Annotated in this window: 24 protein-coding genes and 1 pseudogene; 18 read left to right on the top strand and 7 right to left on the bottom strand. The window is 44.4% G+C overall.

Features of this window, described 5'->3' with window-relative positions; all coding sequences use genetic code 11:
* Positions 1–3 precede the first annotated feature (3 nt).
* Complete coding sequence (locus tag HU824_RS06185; protein WP_176468382.1) at positions 4–714, top strand: DUF4252 domain-containing protein; 711 nt, start codon at positions 4–6, stop codon at positions 712–714.
* Positions 715–781: 67 nt separating this feature from the next.
* On the opposite strand, the gene recA is transcribed toward HU824_RS06185, so the two are convergent.
* Genes recA through HU824_RS06170 form a run of 3 tightly spaced genes read right to left on the bottom strand, consistent with a single transcriptional unit; the run spans position 782 to position 3502 of the window.
* A complete protein-coding gene (gene recA / locus HU824_RS06180; RefSeq protein ID WP_016272824.1) occupies positions 782–1819 on the bottom strand; it encodes a recombinase RecA in 1038 nt (345 codons plus the stop codon).
* 18 nt (positions 1820–1837) lie between these two features.
* Positions 1838–2284, bottom strand: coding sequence for a thioredoxin-dependent thiol peroxidase (bcp, locus tag HU824_RS06175; RefSeq protein ID WP_176468381.1), 447 nt, complete (start codon positions 2282–2284; stop codon positions 1838–1840).
* A gap of 24 nt (positions 2285–2308) precedes the next feature.
* On the bottom strand, positions 2309–3502 hold the full coding sequence (locus tag HU824_RS06170; protein WP_016272822.1) for a saccharopine dehydrogenase family protein: 1194 nt from the start codon (positions 3500–3502) through the stop codon (positions 2309–2311).
* A 195-nt stretch (positions 3503–3697) separates the two neighbouring features.
* Here HU824_RS06170 and HU824_RS06165 point away from each other — a divergent pair, with 195 nt between their 5' ends.
* A complete protein-coding gene (locus HU824_RS06165) occupies positions 3698–4489 on the top strand; it encodes an META domain-containing protein (protein ID WP_176468380.1) in 792 nt (263 codons plus the stop codon).
* An 80-nt stretch (positions 4490–4569) separates the two neighbouring features.
* Here the strand turns inward: HU824_RS06165 and HU824_RS06160 are convergent, their stop codons facing one another.
* Both HU824_RS06160 and HU824_RS06155 read right to left on the bottom strand, forming a co-directional pair.
* Positions 4570–5145, bottom strand: coding sequence for a Crp/Fnr family transcriptional regulator (locus HU824_RS06160; RefSeq protein ID WP_176468379.1), 576 nt, complete (start codon positions 5143–5145; stop codon positions 4570–4572).
* A 53-nt stretch (positions 5146–5198) separates the two neighbouring features.
* Positions 5199–6599 (bottom strand): MATE family efflux transporter, encoded by a 1401-nt coding sequence (locus HU824_RS06155; protein WP_176468378.1) that lies wholly within the window; start codon positions 6597–6599, stop codon positions 5199–5201.
* Between the two features lie 445 nt (positions 6600–7044).
* Here HU824_RS06155 and dnaK point away from each other — a divergent pair, with 445 nt between their 5' ends.
* From dnaK to ltrA, 5 genes and pseudogenes are all read left to right on the top strand, one after another.
* A complete protein-coding gene (gene dnaK, locus HU824_RS06150; RefSeq protein ID WP_005831748.1) occupies positions 7045–8964 on the top strand; it encodes a molecular chaperone DnaK in 1920 nt (639 codons plus the stop codon).
* A gap of 154 nt (positions 8965–9118) precedes the next feature.
* The gene (locus HU824_RS06145; RefSeq protein ID WP_176468377.1) at positions 9119–9505 is read left to right on the top strand and encodes a hypothetical protein; all 387 of its coding nucleotides are present in this window, start codon (positions 9119–9121) and stop codon (positions 9503–9505) included.
* A pseudogene (locus tag HU824_RS06140) lies at positions 9471–10455 on the top strand (transposase). The gene HU824_RS06145 and the pseudogene HU824_RS06140 overlap by 35 nt, the downstream one beginning before the upstream one ends.
* A gap of 533 nt (positions 10456–10988) precedes the next feature.
* Positions 10989–11126: a hypothetical protein gene (locus HU824_RS06135; protein WP_162222281.1), complete on the top strand. Its 138-nt coding sequence runs from the start codon at positions 10989–10991 to the stop codon at positions 11124–11126.
* A gap of 246 nt (positions 11127–11372) precedes the next feature.
* Complete coding sequence (gene ltrA, locus HU824_RS06130; RefSeq protein ID WP_255260478.1) at positions 11373–12641, top strand: group II intron reverse transcriptase/maturase; 1269 nt, start codon at positions 11373–11375, stop codon at positions 12639–12641.
* 83 nt (positions 12642–12724) lie between these two features.
* Here the strand turns inward: ltrA and HU824_RS06125 are convergent, their stop codons facing one another.
* Positions 12725–13078 (bottom strand): helix-turn-helix domain-containing protein, encoded by a 354-nt coding sequence (locus HU824_RS06125; protein ID WP_176468376.1) that lies wholly within the window; start codon positions 13076–13078, stop codon positions 12725–12727.
* A 157-nt stretch (positions 13079–13235) separates the two neighbouring features.
* Between HU824_RS06125 and HU824_RS06120 the strand changes: the two genes are divergently transcribed.
* The 11 genes from HU824_RS06120 (at position 13236) to HU824_RS06070 (ending at position 23768) form a co-directional block, all read left to right on the top strand.
* Positions 13236–14123 (top strand): radical SAM protein, encoded by an 888-nt coding sequence (locus HU824_RS06120; RefSeq protein ID WP_176468375.1) that lies wholly within the window; start codon positions 13236–13238, stop codon positions 14121–14123.
* A 127-nt stretch (positions 14124–14250) separates the two neighbouring features.
* Entirely contained in the window at positions 14251–15378 is a 1128-nt protein-coding gene (locus tag HU824_RS06115; protein WP_176468374.1) for a GyrI-like domain-containing protein, read from the top strand.
* Complete coding sequence (locus HU824_RS06110; protein WP_176468373.1) at positions 15375–16058, top strand: ferredoxin family protein; 684 nt, start codon at positions 15375–15377, stop codon at positions 16056–16058. Before HU824_RS06115 ends, HU824_RS06110 begins: the two co-directional genes overlap by 4 nt.
* Position 16059: 1 nt before the next feature.
* Positions 16060–16908, top strand: coding sequence for an RteC domain-containing protein (locus HU824_RS06105; protein WP_176468372.1), 849 nt, complete (start codon positions 16060–16062; stop codon positions 16906–16908).
* Between the two features lie 280 nt (positions 16909–17188).
* Positions 17189–18478 carry an MATE family efflux transporter gene (locus tag HU824_RS06100; RefSeq protein WP_176468371.1) on the top strand — a complete coding sequence of 430 codons (1290 nt, stop codon included), beginning with the start codon at positions 17189–17191 and terminating at the stop codon, positions 18476–18478.
* 12 nt (positions 18479–18490) lie between these two features.
* Positions 18491–19123 carry a CatB-related O-acetyltransferase gene (locus HU824_RS06095; protein ID WP_176468370.1) on the top strand — a complete coding sequence of 211 codons (633 nt, stop codon included), beginning with the start codon at positions 18491–18493 and terminating at the stop codon, positions 19121–19123.
* Positions 19124–19129: 6 nt separating this feature from the next.
* Positions 19130–19975, top strand: coding sequence for an RteC domain-containing protein (locus HU824_RS06090; RefSeq protein ID WP_176468369.1), 846 nt, complete (start codon positions 19130–19132; stop codon positions 19973–19975).
* 215 nt (positions 19976–20190) lie between these two features.
* A complete protein-coding gene (locus HU824_RS06085; protein WP_124316178.1) occupies positions 20191–20550 on the top strand; it encodes a helix-turn-helix domain-containing protein in 360 nt (119 codons plus the stop codon).
* Positions 20513–22558 carry a bifunctional DNA primase/helicase gene (locus HU824_RS06080; protein WP_176468368.1) on the top strand — a complete coding sequence of 682 codons (2046 nt, stop codon included), beginning with the start codon at positions 20513–20515 and terminating at the stop codon, positions 22556–22558. Before HU824_RS06085 ends, HU824_RS06080 begins: the two co-directional genes overlap by 38 nt.
* Before the next feature lie 12 nt (positions 22559–22570).
* Positions 22571–22849, top strand: coding sequence for a helix-turn-helix domain-containing protein (locus tag HU824_RS06075; protein WP_016276694.1), 279 nt, complete (start codon positions 22571–22573; stop codon positions 22847–22849).
* 400 nt (positions 22850–23249) lie between these two features.
* Entirely contained in the window at positions 23250–23768 is a 519-nt protein-coding gene (locus tag HU824_RS06070; protein WP_176468367.1) for a dihydrofolate reductase family protein, read from the top strand.
* Positions 23769–23865: 97 nt separating this feature from the next.
* Here HU824_RS06070 and HU824_RS06065 read toward each other — a convergent pair.
* Positions 23866–25717 (bottom strand): type IA DNA topoisomerase (locus tag HU824_RS06065; protein WP_255260477.1); only part of this gene is annotated, 1852 nt, incomplete at its 5' end.

Here is a 25717-nt window from a genome sequence, read left to right as displayed (position 1 = left end):
GATATGAAAACAATGAAAATGATTTTGGCAGGTGTACTGCTGATGTTGCCTTTGCTTTGCCAGGCACAGAAGAACCTATTCAACAAGTATGGAGATATGAAAGGCGTGTCGTCCGTTTACATATCCAAGGCAATGATAGAAACGAATCCCAACTTGTTTACTAAAGATGTTTATATTGGGAAAGTGTCCGGACAGTTGAACTCGGTGCAGGTACTTTCTACGATGGATAATATTGTAAAGAAAGAAATGCGTAAGGATCTTCGTTCTTTGGTGCAGTCTTCCAGATATGAATTGCTGATGAAGCAGAAGGGAACAGTCTCCAGTTCTGAATTTTACATGAGCCGTAAAGGTGAAAAGGTGAAAGAGCTGATTATGATTGTAGATGGTGCAGCCGCTTTGAAATTTATTTATCTGGAAGGTGATATGACTTTGAAGGATATACAGAATATCATGATGTATCAGAATACCAGCTGGAATGGGAACAATGTGAATATACAGCTTCCGGATATAAACTGGGCGGAGATAGAGAAGCTGAAGAACCGCGATTGGCTTGGGGAACTGAAGCATTCGCAAGAACTGGCATTGAAAGGATTGGGAAATGTAGCCAAGCTGAAAGACAACAAGTACTTGAAAGAACAAATGGATGCCGATACATGGAGACGTTTTGAAAAAAACATGGAGGCTTTGGAAGAACGTTTGGAAAAAATGGAATAGGAAGCGGTAACCTTTTGGGGAAACTTGCCAATAGAATATTTGTTTTTTTCTATTGGCAAGTTTTTTGTTATTTGTCTTTTCTCAATTCTGCAAAGATAAGCCCTTCCAGCTCTTCTGCCAGTTCCGGATTGTCAAGGATGACCTGCTTGGCGGCGTCGCGTCCCTGGGCAATTTTCGTCTCGTTATAGCTGAACCATGAGCCGCTTTTCTTGATGATGCCAAGCTCTGCGCCCAAGTCAATGATTTCGCCTGCACGGGAGATGCCTTCGCCGAACATGATGTCGAATTCCGCTCTACGGAAAGGAGGAGCTACCTTATTCTTCACAACTTTCACTTTAGTTTGCTTGCCGATTACTTCATCACCGTTCTTGATGGCTTGGCTTCCACGAATGTCAAGGCGTACGGAGGCATAGAACTTCAGTGCATTACCGCCGGTGGTTGTTTCGGGATTACCGAACATGACACCGATTTTTTCGCGCAACTGGTTGATGAAGATGCAGGTGGTGCGTGTTTTGCTGACAGCTGCCGTCAGTTTGCGCAAGGCTTGTGACATGAGTCGGGCTTGCAGACCCACTTTGTTGTCACCCATATCGCCTTCGATTTCAGCTTTCGGGGTCAAGGCAGCCACAGAGTCCACTACAATGATGTCAATAGCGGAAGAACGGATTAGCTGCTCTGCTATTTCCAGCGCTTGTTCACCGTTGTCCGGCTGTGATATCAGCAGATTGTCCACATCCACACCTAATTTTGCCGCGTAGAAGCGGTCGAAGGCATGTTCTGCATCAATGAATGCGGCAATGCCTCCTGTCTTTTGCGTTTCGGCAATGGCATGAATGGCAAGGGTTGTCTTACCGGAAGATTCGGGGCCGTAAATCTCGATGATACGTCCGCGGGGATATCCTCCTACGCCAAGAGCCACATTCAGGCCGATGGAACCTGTGGGAATAACCTCTACTTGTTCGACACTCTCGTCGCCCATTTTCATGATAGAGCCTTTACCAAAGCTCTTTTCTATCTTGTCCATGGCAGCCTGTAGGGCTTTCAGCTTTTCGCCCGATGCCAGATTGCTGCCATTTTCAAAATTCAGTTCGTCTTTTTTTGCCACGTTGTTAATGTTTAATGATTATAAAATTTGTGCCGCATGGTCTTTGGTCTTCACTTCTTTCGGAGTGATGATGCGTTCTACAATACCTTCTTCATTAATGATGAAAGTCGTGCGGAACGTTCCCATATATTTGCGGCCATACATGCTTTTTTCGCCCCATACTCCGAATTGTTCTACCAGATTCTTGTCGGTGTCTGCAATCAGGGTAAAAGGTAGATTGTTTTTCTCAATAAATTTCTGGTGTGACTTTTCGCTGTCCACACTGACGCCGATGACTTCATAGCCGGCTTTGCATAGGTCGGCATAATTATCCCGCAGGTTGCAGGCTTGTGCCGTGCAGCCGGACGTCATGTCTTTGGGATAGAAGTAGAGTACAATCTTTTTTCCCTTATAGTCGCTCAAACGGATTTCTTCACCTTTTTCGTTGATGCCCAATACTTCGGGTGCTTTATCTCCTATATTCACTTTGTCAATGATTAATGTTTAATATCAAACTTCCAAGTCTCCGTCGATAATCTCATGCCAAGGCAGGCCTTGCTTGTTGAGCTGTTCCATAAACGGGTCCGGATTGAATTCCTCGACATTCCATACCCCCGGTTTTTTCCACAGTCCCTTGAGGAACATCATGGCACCAATCATGGCAGGTACACCGGTGGTATAGCTTACGCCCTGCATGCCGGTTTCCTTGTAGGCTTCCTGGTGGCTACAGTTGTTGTATACATAGTAGGTACGCTCTTTGCCATCCTTTAGTCCGCGGATGCGACAGCCAATGGATGTTTCACCTTCGTAGTTTTCGCCCAGGTCTTGCGGGTTGGGGAGGACGGCTTTCAGGAATTGCAGCGGAACAATCTTCATGCCGTTGTATTCCACTTCGTCTATGCGCGCCATACCAATGTTCTGGATAACGCGCAGGTGGGTTAGGTACTCTTGTCCAAACGTCATCCAGAAGCGTGCACGCTTGATGGTGGGGAAATTCTTCACCAGAGATTCCAGTTCTTCGTGATAAAGCAGATAGGAGTCGCGCGGACCGATGTTCGGATAAGTCAGGTCTTTGTGGATTTCCAGCGGCTTGGTTGTCACCCATTCTCCGTTTTCATAATAGCGACCGTTCTGTGTAATCTCACGGATGTTGATTTCCGGATTGAAGTTGGTGGCGAATGCTTTATGGTGATTTCCGGCATTGCAGTCTACGATGTCCAGGTACTGTATTTCGTCAAAATGATGTTTGGCGGCGTATGCAGTATATATGCCGCTTACTCCCGGGTCGAAACCGCAACCGAGGATGGCGGTCAGTCCGGCATCTTCAAAGCGTTTCTTGTAGGCCCATTGCCAACTGTATTCAAAGTGGGCAACATCTTTCGGCTCATAATTGGCGGTATCCAGATAGTTGACTCCACTTTGCAGACAGGCCTCCATGATGGTGAGGTCTTGGTAGGGGAGGGCTACGTTGATGACGATTTCGGGTTTGAAACTATTGAAGAGTGCTACCAGTTCGTCCACGTTGTCGGCGTCTACCTGGGCGGTTTTGATGTTCGGGTTACCGATTGCCTTGACAACAGCGTCACATTTGGACTTGGTGCGGCTGGCTATCATGATTTCTGTAAACACATCAGGATTTTGAGCCACTTTGTGCGCAACAACGGTACCTACACCGCCTGCACCGATAATAAGAACTTTACCCATTTCTTTGTACTATTGTTATTATATTAGGTTTATAAAAAATACGGAGAGCAAATATAAGAGTTAATTCTTAGATAAACATTAAAATCCTGCTAAATACTTTGGGGTAGATGCTTCAAATATTAAACAAATTACTTGCATTTGGGTTATTTTCGTATATTTGTCCCTTGAATAAATTAACTTAAACAACGAAGAACAATGAAAAAAGTATTTGTTTCCCTATGCATGGCAAGCGCATTGATGGGCTTGTCTTCTTGTGCATCAACCAAAAATGCCGCTATTCTTTCTTCCATCAGCGGTGAGTGGAATATCATTGAAGTGAACGGTACTGCCGTAGTTCCTGCTCCGGGACAGGAATTTCCCTATATCGGTTTTGACACAAAGACCGGAAAAGTATTTGGCAACAGTGGTTGCAACCGTATGATGGGTTCGTTTGACGTGAATGCCAAGCCCGGTACGATTGAGCTCGGTGCTTTGGCAAGTACCCGTATGGCTTGTCCGGATATGACTGTGGAAAATAATGTATTGTCGGCTTTGAACAAAGTGAAAAAGTATAAGAAGCTGGGAAAGGAAAATATCGCTTTATGCGGTGCTTCCAATCGTCCCATAGTCGTGTTGCAGAAGAAAGAATCCGTTTCCAAGGTGTCTGATTTGGAAGGAAAGTGGATAATTAGTGAGGCTGCGGGCGAGGCCATTCCCGACGGAATGGAGAAGCAGCCGTTCATTGAGTTTAATATGGCAGAAAAGCGCTTGCACGGTAATGCGGGTTGCAATCTGATTAACGGCGCTTTCCAGGTTGACGATGAAAATCCGTCGGCAATCTCTTTCCCGCAAGTTATCAGTACCATGATGGCGTGCCCTGATATGGAGGTGGAAGACCGTGTGTTGAAAGCCTTGAATTCCGTTCGGTCTTTTGGCAAGCTGGCAGGCGGAGGCGTCGGGCTATACGATGCTGACAATAATCTGGTGATGGTGTTGGTGAAGAACTGAAAGATGGATTGAAATAAAAAAGGCTCTTGCAGGAATAATCTGCCAAGAGCCTTTTTTGTATCTTGATATAAAATGGTCTTTTACTTTTTCTTTAATCCTGCGCGTATCCGGCTCAGGGATTGCGGAGTGATGTAGAGATAAGAAGCCAGATACTTGAGCGGTACATCCTGCAGCAGTTCCGGATTCTCTTCCATCAGCGTCATGTACCTTTCTTTGGCAGTGGGAGGGGTGCCGTAGGCTACTGTGGAACTGTCCACCGACAGAATTTCCCGTTCAAAGATTCTTCTGCCGAAGTTGGCCATATCTATGGAATGCGAAAAAAGGGCTTCCAGCTCAGGCTTACTGATACAATAGGCGATGCTTTCATTTATCGATTCGATGTTGATGGGGGAAACTTCGCTGTCTACATATCCCCACGATGAGCAAGCTGTGTCGCCCGGTGCGGCAAACCAAAGGGAATTTTCCGTGCCGTCTGTCAGGTAGTAGGCACGCCAGATGCCTTTCTTCAAAAGATAGAAGTTGCTGTTCCTTTCCCCTTCGCTGATAATGAGTTCTCTCTTGCCGAAACGGACTTCTGTCATGTGTGACAGAAGTTCGTGCAAAGTGCTTTCCGGTAGTTTATACTTCTTGCAGAATTTCTTTATCATAGTTTCCATACAGCAAAGATAGTGCAAACCGAAGACAGGACTTTTATGCTTGCATGAAAAAGTTATGTTGGGGTACAGCCTGTCTTGTCTAAAGATACGGATTTTTCTTTATGCCCCTTTTTCCCGGATATGTAAATCACGAGGATAAAGAGGGTTGTCAGCATTTCTGCAAGAGGAGTGGCAAGCCAGATTCCCCGGTCTCCCAATAGTAGGGGCAGTCCGAAAAAGCAGGCTATCAGCAGGATAAAACCACGCAGCAGGGTGATAACTGTGGCATACTTGGCACGCTCCACACTCTGGAAATAGCCGATGGACACGATGTTGACGGCAAAGAACACGAAGCCGATGGCATACAGAGGCAATCCTTTGGCTGCTATGTCATAGGCCGGATAGCTGCGGTCTATGAACATACCGACAATTTCAGGGCTGCAGAATATTGTGGTCAGGGCAAAACATACACCGCAGCCTATGGCGGTTTTCAGTGCCAGCAAGTAGGCGCGGCGGACACGTTGGCTCTCGTTCAGGCCGTAGTTATAACTGATAATCGGCTGCGCCGACTGCGCAATGGCATTATATACCATAAATATAATAGGAAAGAAATAGCAGGCAATGCTGAATGCCGCCACTCCGTCTTCCTTCAGATAATGGATGAACACTTGGTTGCCTACAAACATCATGCTGGCAATCGCCACCTCGCACAAGAAGGCAGAAGAACCCAAGCGGCACATATAGCCAATGTTGCGACGCATCAGTTGCATGCTTTTCCGGCTCATCTTGACGGGGTGGAAGCGCAGTGCGCACCGGCGGCGCAGCAGATAGGATACTGTCATCAATGCGCCTACCGTAGTACCTATGGCACTTGCCAATGCGGCACCGAACATTCCCCAGCCCAAGGGGAAGATGAACAGATAATCCAATAGGATGTTCAGAACGGCAGCCACCACATTGCACATCATGGCAAAACTGGGCGAACCGTCCAGCCTCAAGAAAAACATACCCGAATTGAGCAATGCGGTGAACAGAGAGAACGGCACAAACCAAAGCATGTATTCCACAGCCAATGGCGTGAGCCGTTCGGACCCTCCGAGCAGCTTTACCACCTGCGGGGCAAATGAACAGAATAGGGTGGAGGTGCACATCAGTAACAAGGAAGATATGACTACCGACTGTATGATATTGATACGTGCCACCTTGACCTTCCCGTGTGACAGATGAATGGAAGCTACCACAGAGGCGCCGACCCCAAACATAAGTCCTACACCCGTAGAGAACAACCATAGTGGTGACACAATATTGACGGCAGCCAAAGCATCACTGCCAATCCCTTTCCCTACGAAGATGCCGTCAGTGATAATGAATAGTGCGGAGAAAATCATCCCCAGTACAGTAGGGAGCAATAGTTTGCGGAACAATGTCTTGATGTCCGTGTTCTTGAAGTCGATGCTGTCTCTCATCTTTTCCATACCCATCTTGTTTATTTCTTTTATATGTGAAAACCAATCATTCCCGTTACTATGGTTAAGCAGAATGTTAACTAATCCTTAATCGTTCCACCATGGTGGAACGATATTTCCCTCGTGGTGGAACGATATTTTCACCACGGTGGAACAATTTTTCCTTCATGGAGGAACGATTAAAGGTATGCAAGGAAAAAGATTGATGTCGTTCATGTTTTATTATATCTGATTCGGGCGACAAAAGTAGAGCTTTTGAATGGAATGGAAATTAACAAATGGTAATTTCCGACAGAAAAAATGATTTTAATTCTGCCAAACTGACAGATAAACTGCCACAAGTATAAATCTACAGCTGCTCTGAACAATTTGGCACAACGTTTGTCTTTTTATTGGCGTCTGCCACTGAGGCGGACGTCGAAACAGAATAATAACAAATAAAAAAATAACGATCATGGGAAAAATTATTGGTATTGACTTAGGAACAACAAACTCTTGCGTTGCAGTATTCGAAGGTAACGAACCTGTAGTAATTGCAAACAGTGAAGGTAAGCGCACCACTCCTTCAGTGGTAGCATTTGTTGATGGTGGCGAACGTAAAATCGGTGATCCTGCCAAGCGTCAGGCTATCACAAACCCCACCCGTACGGTTTTCTCCATCAAACGTTTCATGGGCGAAAACTGGGACCAGGTGCAGAAAGAAATCGGCCGTATGCCCTATAAAGTAGTAAAGGGTGACAACAACACTCCGCGTGTGGACATTGACGGACGTCTTTATACTCCGCAGGAAATCTCTGCAATGATTCTGCAGAAGATGAAAAAAACTGCCGAGGACTATCTGGGACAAGAAGTGACAGAAGCCGTAATTACCGTCCCCGCATACTTCTCAGACTCCCAACGCCAGGCTACAAAGGAAGCCGGACAGATTGCAGGTCTTGAAGTGAAGCGTATTGTGAACGAGCCGACTGCCGCAGCTCTTGCCTACGGTATTGACAAGTCTCACAAGGACATGAAGGTTGCCGTATTCGACCTTGGTGGTGGTACATTCGATATCTCTATCCTCGAATTCGGTGGCGGTGTGTTCGAAGTATTGTCAACCAACGGTGACACTCACTTGGGTGGTGACGACTTCGACCAAGTAATCATCGACTGGCTGGTTCAGGAGTTCAAGAACGACGAAGGTGCTGACTTGACTCAAGACCCGATGGCTATGCAACGTCTGAAGGAAGCTGCCGAGAAGGCTAAGATAGAGCTGTCCTCTTCTACAAGCACTGAAATTAACTTGCCGTACATCATGCCCGTAGGCGGTGTGCCCAAGCACTTGGTGAAGACGTTGACCCGTGCCAAATTCGAGGCTCTGGCTCACAACTTGATTCAGGCTTGTTTGGAACCCTGTAAGAAGGCTATGAGCGATGCTGGCTTGAACAATGCGGACATCGATGAAGTAATCCTCGTAGGTGGTTCTTCACGTATCCCGGCTGTACAGAAGTTGGTAGAAGACTTCTTTGGTAAAGTTCCTTCCAAGGGTGTGAATCCGGATGAGGTAGTAGCCGTAGGTGCTGCCGTGCAAGGTGCCGTTTTGACGGATGAAATCAAGGGCGTTGTGTTGCTGGATGTTACTCCGCTGTCTATGGGTATCGAGACTATGGGTGGTGTGATGACGAAGCTGATTGATGCCAACACTACCATCCCCTGCAAGAAGAGCGAAACATTCTCCACAGCTGCCGACAACCAAACGGAGGTTACCATCCATGTATTGCAGGGTGAGCGTCCGATGGCTGCACAGAACAAGTCAATCGGTCAGTTCAACCTGACAGGTATTGCTCCGGCACGTCGCGGTATTCCTCAGATTGAGGTGACATTCGATATCGACGCCAACGGTATCTTGAAGGTGTCTGCCAAAGATAAGGCTACCGGTAAGGAACAGGCTATCCGTATCGAAGCTTCCAGCGGTTTGAGCAAGGAAGAAATCGAAAAAATGAAAGCCGAAGCCGAAGCCAATGCCGAAGCCGACAAGAAAGAGCGTGAGAAAGTAGACAAGCTGAACCAGGCTGACTCTATGATTTTCCAAACAGAAAATCAGTTGAAGGAACTCGGCGACAAGCTCCCTGCCGACAAGAAGGCTCCGATTGAAGCTGCTTTGCAGAAGCTGAAAGATGCCCATAAGGCTCAAGACCTGGCTACCGTAGATTCTGCCATGGCCGAACTGAATACGGCATTCCAGGCTGCCAGTGCTGAAATGTATGCCCAGAGCGGTGCTCAGGGTGGTGCACAAGCTGGTCCTGATATGAATGCAGGGCAACAAGGCGGTGCTCAGGATAATACAAAGCATGGCGATAATGTGCAGGATGCTGACTTTGAGGAAGTGAAATGATTCCGATAAGGAAACAGATAATAATCAATAAGCAAAAGCGTGCAGCTCAATGAGTTGCACGCTTTTTGCGTTTATGGGGGCATGGTTGCTATGATTCACCGATAAAATCATGTGGGCTTCTCAACAATTAGTATCTTTTCCCTAAAAAACTTTTATGACTAGTTACGATACTCTTTTAGTTCTTGCTCGCTTAATTCTTCCGGTTGAGCTATTGGATTGTTTTGACATTGTTGAAATAGAGAACGATGCTAAAATATTAACCATTCATTTAGATGAGCAGAATCTTCCTCCCTTGTCTCCTACGGTTCACTCTTTAGAGTCCAAAGGTTTTCTTCCTGCGGTGTATATCCGTGATTTTCCTATCCGTGACCGTAAGGTAACCTTATGTGTACGGCGGCGTAAATGGCTCGACAAGGAAGCCGGTTCTATCATCTGTAACACTTTTGAGCTTACTGCCCAAGGAACGCGACATTCAAAAGAATTCGCGTCTTTTTTAAAAGAACTACTTGGAGAAATACCCGATTACGGCCCGCTCTCTTGAACGTTATTATCATATTGACGGTGATCAGTTTGAGCGGCAATATAAAGAGTATTTAAGTGACTACCGCATGTGGGATCAATTGCCCCATGCTGAAAACTGGTTGCTGTTTCCTGAGAACCCGGGTCCGTACTTGAGTATTGATGAGACTTCCCTCTCCAATGGGGAGTTATATACTATAATCATCAATAGAGAGGCCCACGGCGGCAAAGGTGCTATCGTAGCTATTGTCAAGGGGACTAAAGCCGACGATGTCATTGCTGTGGTAGAACAAATCCCTGAGGAGGCGCTCCAGATGGTGCAGGAAGTCACTCTTGACTTGTCAGAAAGCATGCGCAAGATCGTTCGCAGATGCTTCACTTCAGCCATCCGTGTGATAGACCGCTTCCACATTCAAAAGTTAGCCTGTGATGCTGTACAAGAAATCAGAATCGGACATCGCTGGGAAGCTATACAAGAAGAAACAGATGCCAGACAGGAAGCGAAAGGATTAAAGAAGAAATATCTTTCTCCTACTTTTGAGAATGGCGACACACGTAAGGAGCTATTGGCGAGGAGCCGATATCTGCTTTTCAAATCTGCTGAAAAATGGACTGAATCACAGAAACGCAGAGCTGCAATATTATTCAGAGAATATCCGGATATTAAACGGGCATATTCCCTTAGTCATTCCTTAAGGATGATTTTTAATAAACAATTGATAAAGGCAGGAGCAAGAACCAATTTGGCGAAATGGTATCAGGAAGTAGAGCAATCTGGATTTGATTCGTTTAACACCATAGCAGCTACATTATATGACAGAAGCGAGGAAATATTAAACTTCTATATTCATAGGGCATCAAATGCGGCAGCAGAATCGTTTAACGCGAAAATAAAACAGTTCAGAGCACAACTTAGAGGAGTTATAGATATACCGTTTTTTCTTGTATAGACTAACTAAAATTTATGCATAACCCCACTAGAATTTACGGGTGACCCTGTATTCTGCGTAAAAAAGGGAGGTGGGTAGAAACTAAAAATCCCCGATAACTGTTGGTTATCAGGGATTTTCTTCGATTTTCATCTTTGATTGGTGATCCGCCTGGGTCTTGAACCATGCGGCTCACAAGTCTTAAAATCAATATTTTAGCGTACCTCTATCTTTTAAGGGGTACGAATTAGGCACTTTTTTCAAAGAACATTTGGCTTCCCTTGTCGGGATTGTGTCTGCCTTTATCTTCGGTTCAAAGATACAACTTTATTTTTAAATACACAAATTATTGAAAATAAATCTTTTACGATTAGTGCAAGGTGCAAGCTATATATAGATATATACTTGCACCTTGCAGTGTGCCGTGAGAATGTGGTATGGCTGTCACATTCGTAACTGCGATACAGATGAGAGTAGGTCTCTCGCAATCGCTTTGCAGGAAGAGGTTGCAAACCGGTGTATGCTGCTTTCTCCCGAAAGGGTTAAGGTAGTGAACGATACATTTAAAAGGCAGTGATGAACTGTCAGGTAACCATACAGGAGATGACCGTAAGGGAACCATTGATGATGCGTCGAAATGCAATGGGTGATGTCAAAACCATGCTTATGCAAGGAGTATGGGATAAGTTCAGAGGTTACCTGCTTACTGTCTGAACGGCATCCGGCGTAGAGGTGGCATGACCTGTATGGAGGCTGTGTTGTGGGAACACGGGAACTCACCATAGGATGTTAAGGGAGCGACCAAGAACGGCAAACCCGTAAGGTCTGAGTACCGATGCCTATGGTGGGGGCGGACTGCCTCGTAGTAGCGTTGATGTTGCTGTAATGGCAATGGAGCAAAGGGGGCAGCTTGTCCGGTGTATTTGTTTTTTGTACAACTAATTGATTAATGTTATTAGGATGATGCAACATCAAGTCACAAAACCGTTTACAATCGACAAGTATTTGATAATGAATGCTTGGAAACGGGTAAAAGAAAACAAGGGGAGTGCCGGTATCGACAATGTCAGTACAGAGGACTATGAGAGTAATCTGGGAAAGAATCTGTACAAGTTGTGGAACCGCATGAGTTCGGGAAGTTATTTTCCCGAAGCTGTAAAGTTGGTAGATATACCTAAACCCTCCGGAGGAACTCGTCCCTTGGGCATTCCTACGGTTGGTGACCGCATAGCCCAAATGTCGGTCGTATTGCTGATTGAGGAAAGATTGGAGGCGATATTTCATGCAGACTCGTATGGTTATCGTCCTAATCGTAGTGCCCATGATGCAATAGAAAAAGCCCGTGAGCGTTGCTGGCATTATAATTGGGTATTGGATATGGATATAAGCAAGTTCTTTGATACCATTGACCATGACCTGCTAATGAAAGCTGTCGAGCGTCACGTGCAAGAAAAGTGGATACTACTTTACATCCGGCGTTGGTTGAAAGTGCCCTACGCAACATTAACAGGCGAACGGACAGAACGGAAAATGGGAGTTCCGCAAGGGTCGGTGATAGGACCGGTTCTTGCAAACTTGTATCTCCACTATACGTTTGACAAATGGATGTCGCTTTATCATCCGACCATTCCTTTTGAACGCTATGCTGATGATACTATTTGTCATTGTAATAGCCTTAAAGAGGCCCAAATGCTAAAAGCATCCATAGTGGAACGCTTCGCTGCGTGTAAATTGAGACTGAATGAAGAGAAGACGCGTGTTGTTTATTGCAAAGACGGTAAACGGAGGGGAGAGTATAAGGAAATCACTTTTGATTTCTTGGGTTATACCTTTCAGCCACGAGGTCAGAGGAATAAGCAAGGACAAGTCTTTAATGGTTATGCCCCGGCAATCAGTAGAAAGTCAAAGAAGCGCATCACAGAAAAGATGCGTGGTTGGCACTTAAACAGGCGGGTTCAGCTAAAACTCTCTGATATTGCAGTTGAAATAAATGCAGAAGTACGTGGGTGGATGAATTACTATGGTAAGTTTTACGGTAGTCAGTTAAAGGCTTTTCTACAATGTATCAATTTGAAATTGGCTCGGTGGGCAGAAAGAAAATATAAGCGGTTCAGGCGAAAGCCTAATGATGCTTATAAATGGTTGGTAAGAGTGGCTTCCAAAAATCCTGCCTTGTTTTACCATTGGCAACATGGTGTTAAACCCAATCGATTGAAACCGTTTGGATGAGAGGAGCCGTATGAGGGGAGACTTTCACGTACGGTTCTGTGAGAGGTTTGGGCTGAAATGCCCAGACCTACTCGACCTAAATTTCAATACTTATTTTTCCGTCTATTCTCCATTATCGTTTCAAAATTTTCTTGTCCCCATTGTTTCAACTGCTTTAAATGAGGGATTAACGTTTCTCCAAATTCTGATACATAATATTCTACTTTGGGTGGAACTGAGGGATATATTTTTCTATTTACCAATCCGTCCGTTACCAATGACCGCAAAACAGAAGATAGCATCTTTTCCGATATAGAGGGAATTGTTTTATATAGTTCGTTGAAACGTATTACTCCATTCTCGTGTAGCTTCAATAAAACGACCAAAGTCCATTTGTCTCCCAACCATTCCAGTATAGGGGAAGCCGAACAATAATCATAATCTAACTTTTTTCGCATTTTTTCCGTCCTTGAATACATTGATATTGAGAAAAACTAACTCAAACGTAAGTGGCTGACAGATAGTATAGTTCTTCTTTATTCAAAAAGAACGTCCTAACTTCGCAGCACAAAAATACGGAAAATAACGAATTCCAAGTGCTTAATTTATAATTATATGGAACTATTACATTTTACGGGACAAGTATGGCGACCACCATACGAAGCAAGTTCTCAACTCTTACAGGTAACAGCCGGATGTACTCACAACAAGTGTAAATTTTGTAGTTTATATCACGGAACAAAGTTTCGTCTATCTCCCATTACGGAAGTCGAAGAAGATTTGAAAGTGATACAAAGTTACCAGCCCAAAGCCCGGCGAGTATTTTTAACGGGGGCTAATCCATTTGTGCTAAGTTATAACAGGCTACTGGATTTAGGTCTTCTAATCAGGAAATATCTTCGTCATTGTGAAAGCATCGGTATGTTTGCCCGTATTTCGGACATTAAATCGAAAACAGTAGAGGAATTGAAGAACCTGCGTCATTTAGGTTTCGACAGCATCAGTATCGGAACAGAATCGGGCGATGATGATACATTGGCCGTAATGAACAAGGGATATACGGCTAATGATATTATCGAGCAATGCAAGAAGTTGGAAGAAGCAAATATCAGATATAACCTCGTGTATCTGACAGGACTTGCAGGAAAAGGTCAGGGTGAGCGGAACGCTATCAATACTGCCAATATATTCAATCAGTTGCACCCCTTTACCATAAACTTTGTATCGCTGACCGTATTTCCCGAATCAGAACTATACGAAGAAATACAGCGTGGTAATTTTATAGAAGCGACCGAACACGAACGGTTGTTAGAATTACGGACTTTCATTTCAAAGCTCTGTATAGAAACAACTTTGTTGGGAAATACGGTGTCAAACACAGTCCCGTTTATCGGAATGATACCTAATGATAAAGCTCGGCTACTTAATGAATTAGATTTGGCAATAAAGAATATTGGAGAGGGAGAATTAAGACAATATAGAGATAGCATTAAATCACTGTAACAGTTCATTACATAAAAGAATTATACAAATCATTTAAATAGCTATCTTTCCATTTAGAAAATAGCTATTTATGGTAACTAACTTCGTAACATATTGATTAATTTTGCTCTCAATAATAGAAATGACAATGGAAACAGATATAGAAACCAAATATTGCCAAACCTGCGGAATACCCTTAGATATTGACTACAATAATCTTGGGGTAAATACGAGTGCAGAATATTGCGACTATTGTTTGAAGCATGGTGTCAAGGGTTACGATTTCTCGATGGACTATCTGATTTACCTTTGGGGGCTTTTTCCCGAAGAGTATTATAAAGAAACAGGCATATCCTATACTTCGCCGGAAATCAGAGAGGTGATGTCAAGACGACTTCCTGAAATAAAAAGGTGGAAACAAAAAATCAATACAGCCCACGTGTTATATGAGCTGATTGTAAGGGTACAAGAATACATTAACCGCCATTTGTTCGATGAACTTAGTTTAGATGCACTATCGCAAACGGCAGGTATTTCCAAATACCATTTCCGGCGTATCTTCAAAGCTGTATGTGGTGAAAATATCGGGCTTTACATTCAGCGGTTAAGATTGGAATATATCGCATTCAAGTTAATATCAACCAATATAAGCGTTACTGAATTGTTATGTCAAATAAACTACCAAAACAAACATACACTTTCAAGGGCATTCAAAAGTTATTTTAAGTGTACGATACCGGAATTTCGTAAACTACATTCCAATGCTAACCCCGCAGGAATGTATCCGATGCAAATTGTTCCTTGCATTGAGAAAGTTCCGCCTGTTCGTATTGCCTGTTTGAAACTGGAATGGACGGAACATATAAACCATGATTTTACGGTATTATGGAAACAGATTCTACGTCTTTCTGAAAATTGCGGTTTACAGTCAAGTGGCTGTAAATTTATAAGCCTTACATTGGATTGTCCGCTAATTTCTTCAGAAAAACAAACCCGTTTCATGGTGGGTATAACCGTTCCGGAATCATTTAACGTTCCCAATGGCTTTTCTGTTCATGAAATAGAAGCCGGAGAATATGCAGTGTTTCAATTCAAGGGGTTATATCACGAGTTGAACAGAGTATATCGTTACATATACCTTGATTGGTTGCCGACAAGTGGATATGCGCTACGGGAGCCTTACACATTTGAAACCTACCTCAATACTCCTGAAAAGACCCCTGTTTCGGAGTTGAGAACGGATATTTATATTCCTATTGTGCGAAAGAACAAATGAATGGCTTAAATAAGGAAATCGAACAACAGCTAAGAAATGAAAATGCCGATTTTGTTCACTTCGTGGATATTTCCATGCTGGATATACGACAAAACCGGGGTTTTCCCTATGCTTTACTGATAGGAATTGCCATAAATCCACATTTTATCAAAACTGTACATGATAGTCCCGATTATGTGCATACCCTCAGCGATGAATATGCACAGGCAGAAAAACGGGTGGGAATGATTGCAGACAAACTGGCTGGGCGGCTTATCAGCAAAGGTTACAAAGCATTGTCACAGTCCGACAATGCTTTGATAACAGAGAATACATTTGACTTCACAACAAAAACGTCCGTTTTACCACATAAGACCATTGCCGTACTTAGTGGTACTGGTTATATTGGCAAAAACAACCTGTTCATCACGGCTGAATATGGAGCGGCACAATGTCTTGGCTCTGTCCTGACAAATGCCCCTTTATCAATAATGGAACACGAAATCAAGTCGTCGCAATGCGGTAATTGTAATATATGCAGGGATGTATGCCCACAAAAAGCGTTAAACGGGGTTGTATGGGACATGAATGTTTCAAGGGATGAGATAGTAAATGTTTATGACTGTGTTACGTGCTTGAAATGTTTGGTTTATTGCCCGAAAACAAAGGCATACATGAAACGACATATCACTATGAAGTAAGATGAAAGGGTATATAGGTAATATATTGCAGGAAATAGACATAGAGATTGACGAAATCGATCTCTACGGCTATGATATTATCGAAACCTCTCTTTCAATGGTACATAAGCTGCAAACGGTTCTTGATGAATTGAGGGCAAAAATACAAACCTATATATTTCCAACCAAAGAGGATGAAATCTTATTTTTCAAGACACAGAAACCGGAAATACTCGGTAGATTACTATTCTTCTATAAGATATACAAGATTGAAACGCAATTTCCTAACGGTAGCGATGAAGTGATTAGAAATTATATCAATCGGGAACTGGATAATCTGACCTATTTCTTCAATCGCAATTTGGACTTTTACCAATATTACCGTTCACACTCCACAGTGTACGATGAATATTATTTTGTTCGTGGAAAAGCTGATTTACGGTTATGTACCGATAGCGCACAGTTTGACAAAGACCCTAATTTCTCAACCGGATATGACTATAAAGTGGCAAAGATTATCGCCAATGAAATGCTGCGCATTTATCTGAATAAGCGATTGGTGAAACTGGTAACGAATAATCAGATAGAAGATAATCTACAAAGATGCTTCAAATACCCGTTCCGCTTTACAGGCAAAAAGGCATATCTTATCGAATTGGGATATTCTCTTGTATCTTCGGGGGACATAAACAATGGCAACGTGGAAATAAAAGAAATGATGAATTTCCTTAGCACGATATTCCATATTGATTTAGGGGATTATTACGCATCATATATAGCCATGAAAGAGAGAAAAGACCGGACGGCATATCTTCATCATCTGATAGATAATCTTGTTAAGCGGATGAATGAGGATGATATGAAGTGTTAGTAAGAATTTAATTGATAATCCGATTGTATAAGTTCAGAGAAAAACGCTATCTTTGCAGAACTAACAGAAAAATAAATAGTTGTTCAACAATATGAAATGGCAGTTGTGCATATAGCTACGCCGGGCGAATAGCACTTCCAATTATTGCTATTCAGTAATAGACAGGCTTATGTTTTAAGTTTGCCTGTTATTGTTTTGTCATTATCCCTTATTATAAATCTATAAGATTGTCGTGCTGCTTAAAGCGGCAGGATGTATTGTATCATATTGGTTTGAACAAATGAATTATACCTATAAGAAAATCTGGCTCATCGCTTTCCCTGTAATGATGAGCATCCTTATCGAACAACTGATAAATATTACCGATGCTTTGTTTTTAGGGCACGTAGGTGATGTGGAACTGGGCGCATCTGCCCTTGCCGGAATATGGTTCTTGGCAATTTATATGCTCGGCTTCGGGTTCAGTTTGGGGTTGCAAGTGGTAATTGCCCGCCGTAACGGAGAACAGCAGTATGCAGAAACGGGAAAAACGTTCTTTCAGGGATTGTTTTTCTTGCAAATACTGGCGGTACTCCTCTGTCTGCTATCCAAGATATTTTCTCCCGTTCTGTTGAAACATCTGATAACTTCGGATGATGTCTATAATGCGGTTATCCGCTATTTGGATTGGCGTATTTGGGGATTGTTGTTCTCTTTCCCGTTTCTTGCCTTACGCTCGTTTTTGGTAGGCATTACACAGACAAAAGCTCTGAACATGGCAGCTTTCACTGCCGTACTGGTGAACATTCCGCTGAACTGGCTCCTGATATTCGGCTTCGATATGGGTATATCGGGAGCGGCTATCGCATCTTCATTTGCCGAAATGTGTTCGCTGGCTGTATTGGCTGCATATATGTTTCGGCACATTGATAAAAAAGCGTATGGCTTATACTGGCGTATTGATATAACGGTATTGAAAGAGGTGTTTTCTATCTCGGTATGGAGTATGCTCCAGTTCTTTACAAGTGTAGCCATTTGGTTTCTGTTCTTCGTGGCTATCGAACGCTTGGGAGAAACGGAATTGGCTGTATCGAACATTGTAAGAAGTGTTTCCGCCCTGTTTTCCGTTATCGTCAATGCGTTGGCAGGTGTCACCGGTTCTTTGGTGAGTAACCTGATTGGAGCAGGTGAAAAGAAACAAGTTTTTCCGCTTTGCCATAAGATTATCCGTTTAGGATATGCGACAGGCATTCCACTGATTGCTTTTGCGTTGTTCTTTCACCAGCACATTATAGGGGCTTATACGGAAAATTCCGCTATCATACAGCTTGCATGGCCGCCTTTTCTTGTCATGCTATTGAATTACTTCTTTGCACTACCCGGTTACGTCTATCTGAATGCTGCCACCGGAACGGGAGCGACACGGACGGTATTCATTTTTCAGGTGATAACTACTATTGCTTATCTGTTCTGCTTATGGGGATTAGGTTATTGTAATGTCCCGTTAGCGGCATATTGGGCAGTGGAATACTTATATGTAATGCTGCTTGGTACACAATCCGTCATTTATCTTAAATATAAACAATACTAAGAACTGAAAGTTATGATGAACAAGATATATCCCCGTAAAGGTGACACGCAAACCGTTTATTTGAATGCTGTCGTAAAAGACCCGTCTATCGAAATAGGCGACTATACCATTTACAATGATTTTGTTTCAGACCCGTGTCTGTTTGAGCAAAACAATGTATTGTATCATTATCCCATTAACCATGAACGGCTGATAATTGGAAAGTTCTGTTCTATTGCTTGCGGTGCAAAATTTCTGTTCAACTGCGCCAATCATACCCTGAAATCACTATCGACTTACACGTTCCCACTGTTCTATGAAGATTGGGAATTGGATAAGGCAAATGTGGCTTCCGCTTGGGACAACAAAGGCGACATCGTAATAGGCAATGACGTATGGATAGGCTATGAAGCCGTTATTATGGCTGGTGTCCATATCGGTGATGGTGCTATTGTTGGTACAAGGGCGGTTGTGACGAAAGATGTTCCGCCCTATACCATTGTAGGTGGTATCCCCGCAAAGGAGATACGAAAGCGGTTCAGTCCTGATATAATAGAACAAATGCAGACTTTGAAATGGTGGGACTGGTCGGTAGATAAGATACAGGAGTTTTTGCCTTATCTGATGAATGGCGATTTAGAAAAAAATAGTGGCAATGAAAAATAGGTAGCTATGAGAACAATAGCGGAAGAAATGTTGTCCCGGATAAATGCTGAAATAAAATTGCTCAATTATGACAATGATATTACAGCAGATGATGCTTTGCACATGGTAAAGTTCATTACTCCGCTATACAGCCAATTAAGAAAGCTTGTATCAGACTATGTATTTCCAACAAATGAAGACGAAATTCTCTTTTTCAAGGAAATCAAGCCTAATATACTCGACAAATATCTGTATTTCAGTAAGGTTTACAGTATCGAAATGAAATGTCCCATTGGTAACAATGAGATTATCAAAGAATATTTGAACCAAGAATTAGAGGAATTAACCCGTTTCTTCCGTGACAATTTGGATTTTTACCAATACTATCGGTCAAAATCCACTTATATGGATAGCTTGTATTTCGTTCGCAAGAAAACGGATATTCAGTTATTGCTTGACAGTTTCCAATATGACCGTGACCCGTTGTTTTCAACGGAATACGATTATAAGATAGCGAAGATATTATGTAACGAAATGTTGCGTATATACTTAAATCAACGGTTGTTAAAACTTGGAAATACTAATCAGTTAGAACACAAGCTGCAACAACTGGATAAGTATATTTTCCGTTTCACAGGCAAAAAGTCATATCTTATCGAACTGGGATATTCTCTTGTATCTTCGGGCGACATAAACAATGGCAACGTGGAAATAAAAGAAATGATGAATTTCCTTAGCACGATATTCCACATTGATTTAGGGGATTATTACGCTTCATACATAGCCATGAAAGAGAGAAAAGACCGAACGGCGTATCTTCATCATCTGATAGATAATCTTGTTAAGCGGATGAACGAAGATGACATAAAATAACACTTTGTATTTCAGTATGTAAAAGTACCATGTTCACCCCAACATGGTACTTTCTTTTTACGGTGAAATATACTTTGAAAAATAACATTTTGGGGAGCTTTTACGCCGATATTTCCCTAAAATAGCCTGAAAAAAGTAATACCATGATAGATATAACCATGACTTTTAGGTTATTTCTTCTCCCGAACTTTGCGGTAAATCAATAAGTTAGCAATATGGAGATAATAACATTTGAGTCAAAAGCCTATAAGGAACTTGACAACAAGATTACCACCATAGCAAACTTTATCTTTAACCGTTTGGACGAAAACAAAACGAATGAAGATGAAATTTGGGTGGATAGTTACGAGGTCTGCACATTTCTTCAAATCAGTGACCGTACATTACAACGCTTACGGGCAAATGGCACTATTGCCTATTCCAACATTGGGGGACGTTGTTACTATAAAATAGGCGAATTAAAACGCCTGTTGGAAGAACGGCTGATAAAAAGTAATGATGAATGTATGCGTAATTTGGTTGCAAATCATGAGGCTTATGCTAAAGAAAGACGAAATTCTAAGCAGGACAAATAACGGATTGTCTGTTTTCAAACACTATCTGCCCGGCAACTGGCGCATTGGTCGGAACTTCCTTAACCCATTGTACGAGGACAGCAAGGCTTCCTGTAATATCTACTTCGACCGCCATAGCGGTATGTACAAGATGAAAGACTTCGGTAACGACAATTATAGCGGCGATTGTTTCTTCTTCGTGGGGCAGTTAAAGGGGCTGGACTGCAATAGGGCGGCTGACTTCGTGGAGATACTGAAAATCATCGACCGGGATTTGGGCTTGGGGCTGGCTTCCGGCACTCCGGTTTCCATTCCCCCGGCAACCGTCTGCCGGGCAGTGCCGGACAAACCCGAAGAAACACCCGAAAAGCCCGTCAAGCCCTACCAGTTCCGGGAACAGAAGTTCACCCCCTCCGAGTTGGAATACTGGCAGCAATATGGCATCATGTCCGAACTGCTGGAACGTTACAAGGTATGTTCGCTCCGGGAATACAGCAGCGAAACGGCAGAGGGCAAACCATACACCTACACTTCATCAGTGGCAGAACCCATGTATGGCTACAAGGGCAAACAGCACATCAAGCTGTACCGCCCGTTCTCCACGCCCCGCTTCCTCTACGGCGGCAGCTTCGGCGAAAACTACTGTTTCGGACTGGAGCAACTGCCCGCCAAAGGCGATACGCTCTTTATCACGGGCGGCGAAAAAGACGTGCTTTCGCTGGCGGCACACGGTTTTCACGCTATCTGCTTCAACAGCGAAACGGTGACTATCCCGCCCACGCTGGTTTATCGGCTGACGTTCCGATTCAAACACATCATCCTGCTTTTCGATATGGATAAAACGGGCAAGGAAAGTTCACGCAAGCAGGAAAAACTATTGGAAGAATTTGGAGTGAAACGCCTGCTGCTGCCGCTTCCGGGAACGAAAGAGGAAAAGGACATATCCGACTACTTTAAAGCCGGGAACACCCGTGAAGATTTCCTGAAACTGTTTATCGAATTTTTAGACAACCTGTATAGCGACACATTGATTATGCTAAAATCGTGCGAAATAGATTTCAACAACCCGCCCGCCAAAGCGCAAGAGATTATTTCGGCGGGTGACGTTCCGCTGGGGACACAAGGCAACCTGTTCGGTATCACCGGAGGCGAGGGAACGGGCAAGAGCAATTATGTAGCCGCAATTGTAGCGGGCTGCATCTGTCCGGCTGGTGCGGAAGTAGATACGCTGGGCGTACAGATAACCGCCAACGGCAGGCACAAGGCGGTTTTGCTCTATGATACCGAACAGTCGGAAGTACAACTGTTTAAGAATGTAAGCAACCTGCTGATACGCGCCAAACAGCCGGATAAACCCGATGAGCTGAAAGCATTCTGTCTGACGGGTATGTCACGTAAGGAACGTTTACACGCCATAGTACAAAGCATGGATAAATTCTACTACCAGTACGGCGGCATCCAGTTGGTCGTCATCGACGGCATCGCAGACCTTGTAAAGAGTGCCAACGATGAAGCGGAAAGCGTGGCGGTGATAGATGAACTTTATCGGCTGGCGGGTATCTATAACACCTGTATTCTTTGTGTGCTGCACTTCGTTCCGAACGGCTTGAAGTTACGGGGACATTTGGGTAGTGAGTTGCAGCGTAAGGCGGCTACAATCCTTTCGATAGAGAAAGACGAAGAACCCGCCCAGTCGGTGGTAAAAGCTTTGAAAGTAAGGGACGGTAGCCCGTTGGACGTTCCTTTGATGCTCTTTGCATGGGACAAGGAAGCGGGGATGCACGTGTACAAAGGGGAGAAAACCCGTGAGGAAAAGGAGAAGCGTAAGGAAAGGGAACTGGTGAATGTCGCACGTGACATCTTCGGTCGGCAGACACGCATCACCTATATAGACCTTTGCGAGCAGTTGCAGCAGGTCTTGGACATCAAGGAACGCACCGCAAAGAGTTATATTCGCTTTATGCGTGAACGGGAGATTATCATTAAAGACCCGGTGAACCAAAGCTATTTTATGATAGGTCTTATTTAATCCGGTAGCCTTATGTATATAGATAAAGAAAATTTTGTGGCTTGGATGGAGCGTATCATGGATAGGCTCGATATGCAGGACAAAAAGATAGACCGTCTGTTAAGCGGTCACAATTACCTGAACGGTGAAAAACTCCTTGACAATCAGGATTTGTGCTTTATGCTGAAAGTGAGTACCAAAACCTTGCAACGTTACCGGAAGAAAGGAATACTGCCTTACTTGACGTTAGACGGAAAATATTTCTACCGTGCAAGTGACATACACAAGTTAATCCGTGAACGCATGGATTGAGTGATAATCAATATCATATATTTTCTTCTTTAAAATCCTGTCTTGTTATGATAATAAGGCAGGATTTCTATTATTTGCAAGGTTATTTCGGTGATTTTCGCTACTTTTGCAAAAGTAACATAAGAGAATAACGGCGATTGAACAGTTTCGGCTGCAATATCGTCATTATATATAACATATTCGTTCGCCGAATATCTCACTACGAAAACTGGCACTTTTCAAAAGAAACGGGATTTTCAGCGCAATGTCTATGCTATGCTTTGTCATAGCGTGGACTTGCCTGTTTCGTTTCTTTGGGTATGCCAGTACCTCGTAGTGGAGCAGTGTAAGTTCACGCTTCTTTTTTGAGGTATCAACGAATAGGTTGAAGAAGATTATCAACTGTTTAATACCTGATAGGATGAAACAAATTAAAGCGCATATCGCCGTATCTCTTGACGGACATACAGCCACCTTAGACAAAGAACTGGATTGGTTACCCGATGAAGTAAAAACTATCGTTGGAAAATACTATTTGGATGCAGATTGCCTGCTTATGGGAGCGAACACCTACAACTACATCTTTGAACATTGGGGCGGGTGGCCGCACAAAAGCAAACGGTCTTTTGTGGTGTCACACTACGATACCAACGTAACGCCGGACTGCGGTGTGGAGTTCCTGACCGAAGAACCGCTGCAAAGGGTCTATGAACTGAAACAGGAAACCGACATGCTAGTGGTGGGCGGCGGCAAGCTGCTTACTTCATTGATTAAAGCCGGGTTGCTGGACAGCCTGACAATCTACACCGTCCCGGTCATGGCGGGCAAAGGCATCGGCTTTATCGGGGAAACATTCGGCTCGCTGTGGAAACTCTCGGAAAGCAGGGTGCTGGATAACGGGGTGGTCTGTTCGACCTACCTGTTTGGCGGGAGCGTATAAAAAAATGCGCCCGGTTCCCGCCGGGCGCAACCACTAAAATCTCAATTATCATAAGTGGCAAAACCTATCACAATGAAATTTCAGCGGCAAAGATAGGCTATTTCTTCGGTTTCGCTTTCTTTTCGGGGAATGAAAAACCGACATTGAACTGTTCGTCCAGCACAAGCGAAGCATCGAAAGCCTTGCCGTTCTTGCCCTTGAAGCCCTTGATTAGCCCGGTCTTGCGTTTCGTCACCAGTTCGACAATCTGCTTGTCAGTCAGTTGCTTGTCGCACTTGTTGCGGAATATGGTAAGCGTGCAGTCCACGTTGGAACACTTCGCCACTTTCGGGTAGAACAGGATGCGCCCGCTGCCACATTTCGGGCAGGGACAGGTTTCACCAGTAGCGACAGATAGCTGCACCGATAGCAGTTCTGCGGTAATTTGCGTTGCGTACACCTCGATACCCTTTCGGAACGTGTTGGCATCCATGCTGCCCGCTTCTATCTTGGCAAGGGCGGTTTCCCACATGCCCGTCATTTCGACATCGGCAATCTTCTTGTCCTTGACTATCTTGTAAACGGCAAGCCCCTTGTCGGTAGGCACAAGGTTCTTCTTCTCACGCACGATGTACTGGCGGGCGAACAGCGTTTCGATAATCGCCGCACGGGTAGCGGGCGTGCCTATCCCGGCATCTTTCAGGCTGGCTTTTAGTTCGGCATCCTCCAGTTCCTTTCCGGCGTTCTCCATTGCGGCAAGCAGGCTGCTTTCCGTGTGCAGCGGTTTCGGCTTGGTCTGCTTCTCCAACAGTTCCACGTTGGAAATCGGCAGGCTTTCGCCCTTTTGAAGCGGCGGCAGGCTGGCGGCTTCTTCATCCCCAAACGTTTCCTGCTCGCCGAACACGGCACGCCAACCTGCTATTTTCATCACCGTACCTTTCACCGTGAAGTCGGTATCTCCCGCTGACAGTACGGCAGTGGTAACGTTTTTCACGCACTTGCCCGAAAAGGCTTCCAGCATACGCCCGGCTACCAGTTCGTAAACCGCCCGCTCATCTTTGGTGAGTTCACTGGGCAGGTTCTCGGTAATGATTAAGGCGTGGTGGTCGGCCACTTTGCCGTCATTCACGCTGCGGCGGTTCAGTGCTGCCCCGTCCAGCCCGGCGGCATACCCGGCAAAGCGAGGGTATTGCCCCAGCAGGGCGACACGCTCCGGCATTTCATCGAAAACGTCCTCCAATATATAGCGGCTGCCGGTTCTTGGGTAGGACATCACTTTCTTTTCATACAGGCTTTGCGCTACGGAAAGCGTCTTGTCAGCCGAAAAGTCCAGCTTCGTGTTCGCTTCCTTTTGCAGCGTGGTAAGGTCGTACAAAAGCGGTGGTTCTTGGCTGGCTTCTTTCCTCTCAACGGATTTCACGGAAAGCCGCCCGGCACCCTTTACCCGTTGCAGGGCGGCTATCGCTTCGGGCTGTTGCTCCCACTTGGCAGTGGATTGGACAGTGAAAATTATTCCCCCGCTGGCGGTATGGGCTTTGAGTTGCCAAAACTTGGCGGGTACGAAATGCTTGTTCTCCAAATAGCGGCTGCATATCATTACTAAGGTGGGTGTCTGCACCCTGCCCAGCGAGAACACGCCCTGCCCGGCGGCTACGCTCAACGCTTGGGTGGCGTTTATCCCTATCAGCCAGTCCGCTTCGCTGCGGGATTTGGCAGAGAGGTAAAGGTTATCGTAACGCTCTCCCGGCTGCAAGTTATCCAGCCCCTCACGGATTGCCTTGTCGGTAAGGCTGCTTATCCACAGGCGCACAAAGGGCTTGGTACAGCCCAAATAGTTATAGATGGTAGGCTCGGCACTCGGCGCCTTGTCGTCTTGCGACGGTAGGTTTCCGAGAGCCTGCCCCCGAACCGTACGTACAAGTCTCCCTGTATACGGCTCTCCGTTGGTTTTCCTCATTTTAACGAACATG

Origin of the sequence: Bacteroides sp. L10-4 (assembly GCF_013373675.1) — a bacterium.
GTDB classification, from domain to species: domain Bacteria; phylum Bacteroidota; class Bacteroidia; order Bacteroidales; family Bacteroidaceae; genus Bacteroides; species Bacteroides muris.
Note: the sequence above shows the minus strand (reverse complement) of the source record. Positions and strands in the feature narration are given on the sequence as shown.

Bases quoted from the DNA above. Each gene is read 5' to 3' on its own strand.
- HU824_RS06185 (WP_176468382.1), top strand. From the start codon at position 4: ATGAAAACAATGAAAATGATTTTGGCAGGTGTACTGCTGATGTTGCCT.
- HU824_RS06170 (WP_016272822.1), bottom strand. From the start codon at position 3,502: ATGGGTAAAGTTCTTATTATCGGTGCAGGCGGTGTAGGTACCGTTGTT.
- HU824_RS06165 (WP_176468380.1), top strand. From the start codon at position 3,698: ATGAAAAAAGTATTTGTTTCCCTATGCATGGCAAGCGCATTGATGGGC.
- HU824_RS06160 (WP_176468379.1), bottom strand. From the start codon at position 5,145: ATGGAAACTATGATAAAGAAATTCTGCAAGAAGTATAAACTACCGGAA.
- HU824_RS06155 (WP_176468378.1), bottom strand. From the start codon at position 6,599: ATGGAAAAGATGAGAGACAGCATCGACTTCAAGAACACGGACATCAAG.
- dnaK (WP_005831748.1), top strand. From the start codon at position 7,045: ATGGGAAAAATTATTGGTATTGACTTAGGAACAACAAACTCTTGCGTT.
- HU824_RS06145 (WP_176468377.1), top strand. From the start codon at position 9,119: ATGACTAGTTACGATACTCTTTTAGTTCTTGCTCGCTTAATTCTTCCG.
- HU824_RS06135 (WP_162222281.1), top strand. From the start codon at position 10,989: ATGAACTGTCAGGTAACCATACAGGAGATGACCGTAAGGGAACCATTG.
- ltrA (WP_255260478.1), top strand. From the start codon at position 11,373: ATGATGCAACATCAAGTCACAAAACCGTTTACAATCGACAAGTATTTG.
- HU824_RS06125 (WP_176468376.1), bottom strand. From the start codon at position 13,078: ATGCGAAAAAAGTTAGATTATGATTATTGTTCGGCTTCCCCTATACTG.
- HU824_RS06120 (WP_176468375.1), top strand. From the start codon at position 13,236: ATGGAACTATTACATTTTACGGGACAAGTATGGCGACCACCATACGAA.
- HU824_RS06115 (WP_176468374.1), top strand. From the start codon at position 14,251: ATGGAAACAGATATAGAAACCAAATATTGCCAAACCTGCGGAATACCC.
- HU824_RS06110 (WP_176468373.1), top strand. From the start codon at position 15,375: ATGAATGGCTTAAATAAGGAAATCGAACAACAGCTAAGAAATGAAAAT.
- HU824_RS06105 (WP_176468372.1), top strand. From the start codon at position 16,060: ATGAAAGGGTATATAGGTAATATATTGCAGGAAATAGACATAGAGATT.
- HU824_RS06100 (WP_176468371.1), top strand. From the start codon at position 17,189: ATGAATTATACCTATAAGAAAATCTGGCTCATCGCTTTCCCTGTAATG.
- HU824_RS06095 (WP_176468370.1), top strand. From the start codon at position 18,491: ATGATGAACAAGATATATCCCCGTAAAGGTGACACGCAAACCGTTTAT.
- HU824_RS06090 (WP_176468369.1), top strand. From the start codon at position 19,130: ATGAGAACAATAGCGGAAGAAATGTTGTCCCGGATAAATGCTGAAATA.
- HU824_RS06085 (WP_124316178.1), top strand. From the start codon at position 20,191: ATGGAGATAATAACATTTGAGTCAAAAGCCTATAAGGAACTTGACAAC.
- HU824_RS06080 (WP_176468368.1), top strand. From the start codon at position 20,513: ATGCTAAAGAAAGACGAAATTCTAAGCAGGACAAATAACGGATTGTCT.
- HU824_RS06075 (WP_016276694.1), top strand. From the start codon at position 22,571: ATGTATATAGATAAAGAAAATTTTGTGGCTTGGATGGAGCGTATCATG.
- HU824_RS06070 (WP_176468367.1), top strand. From the start codon at position 23,250: ATGAAACAAATTAAAGCGCATATCGCCGTATCTCTTGACGGACATACA.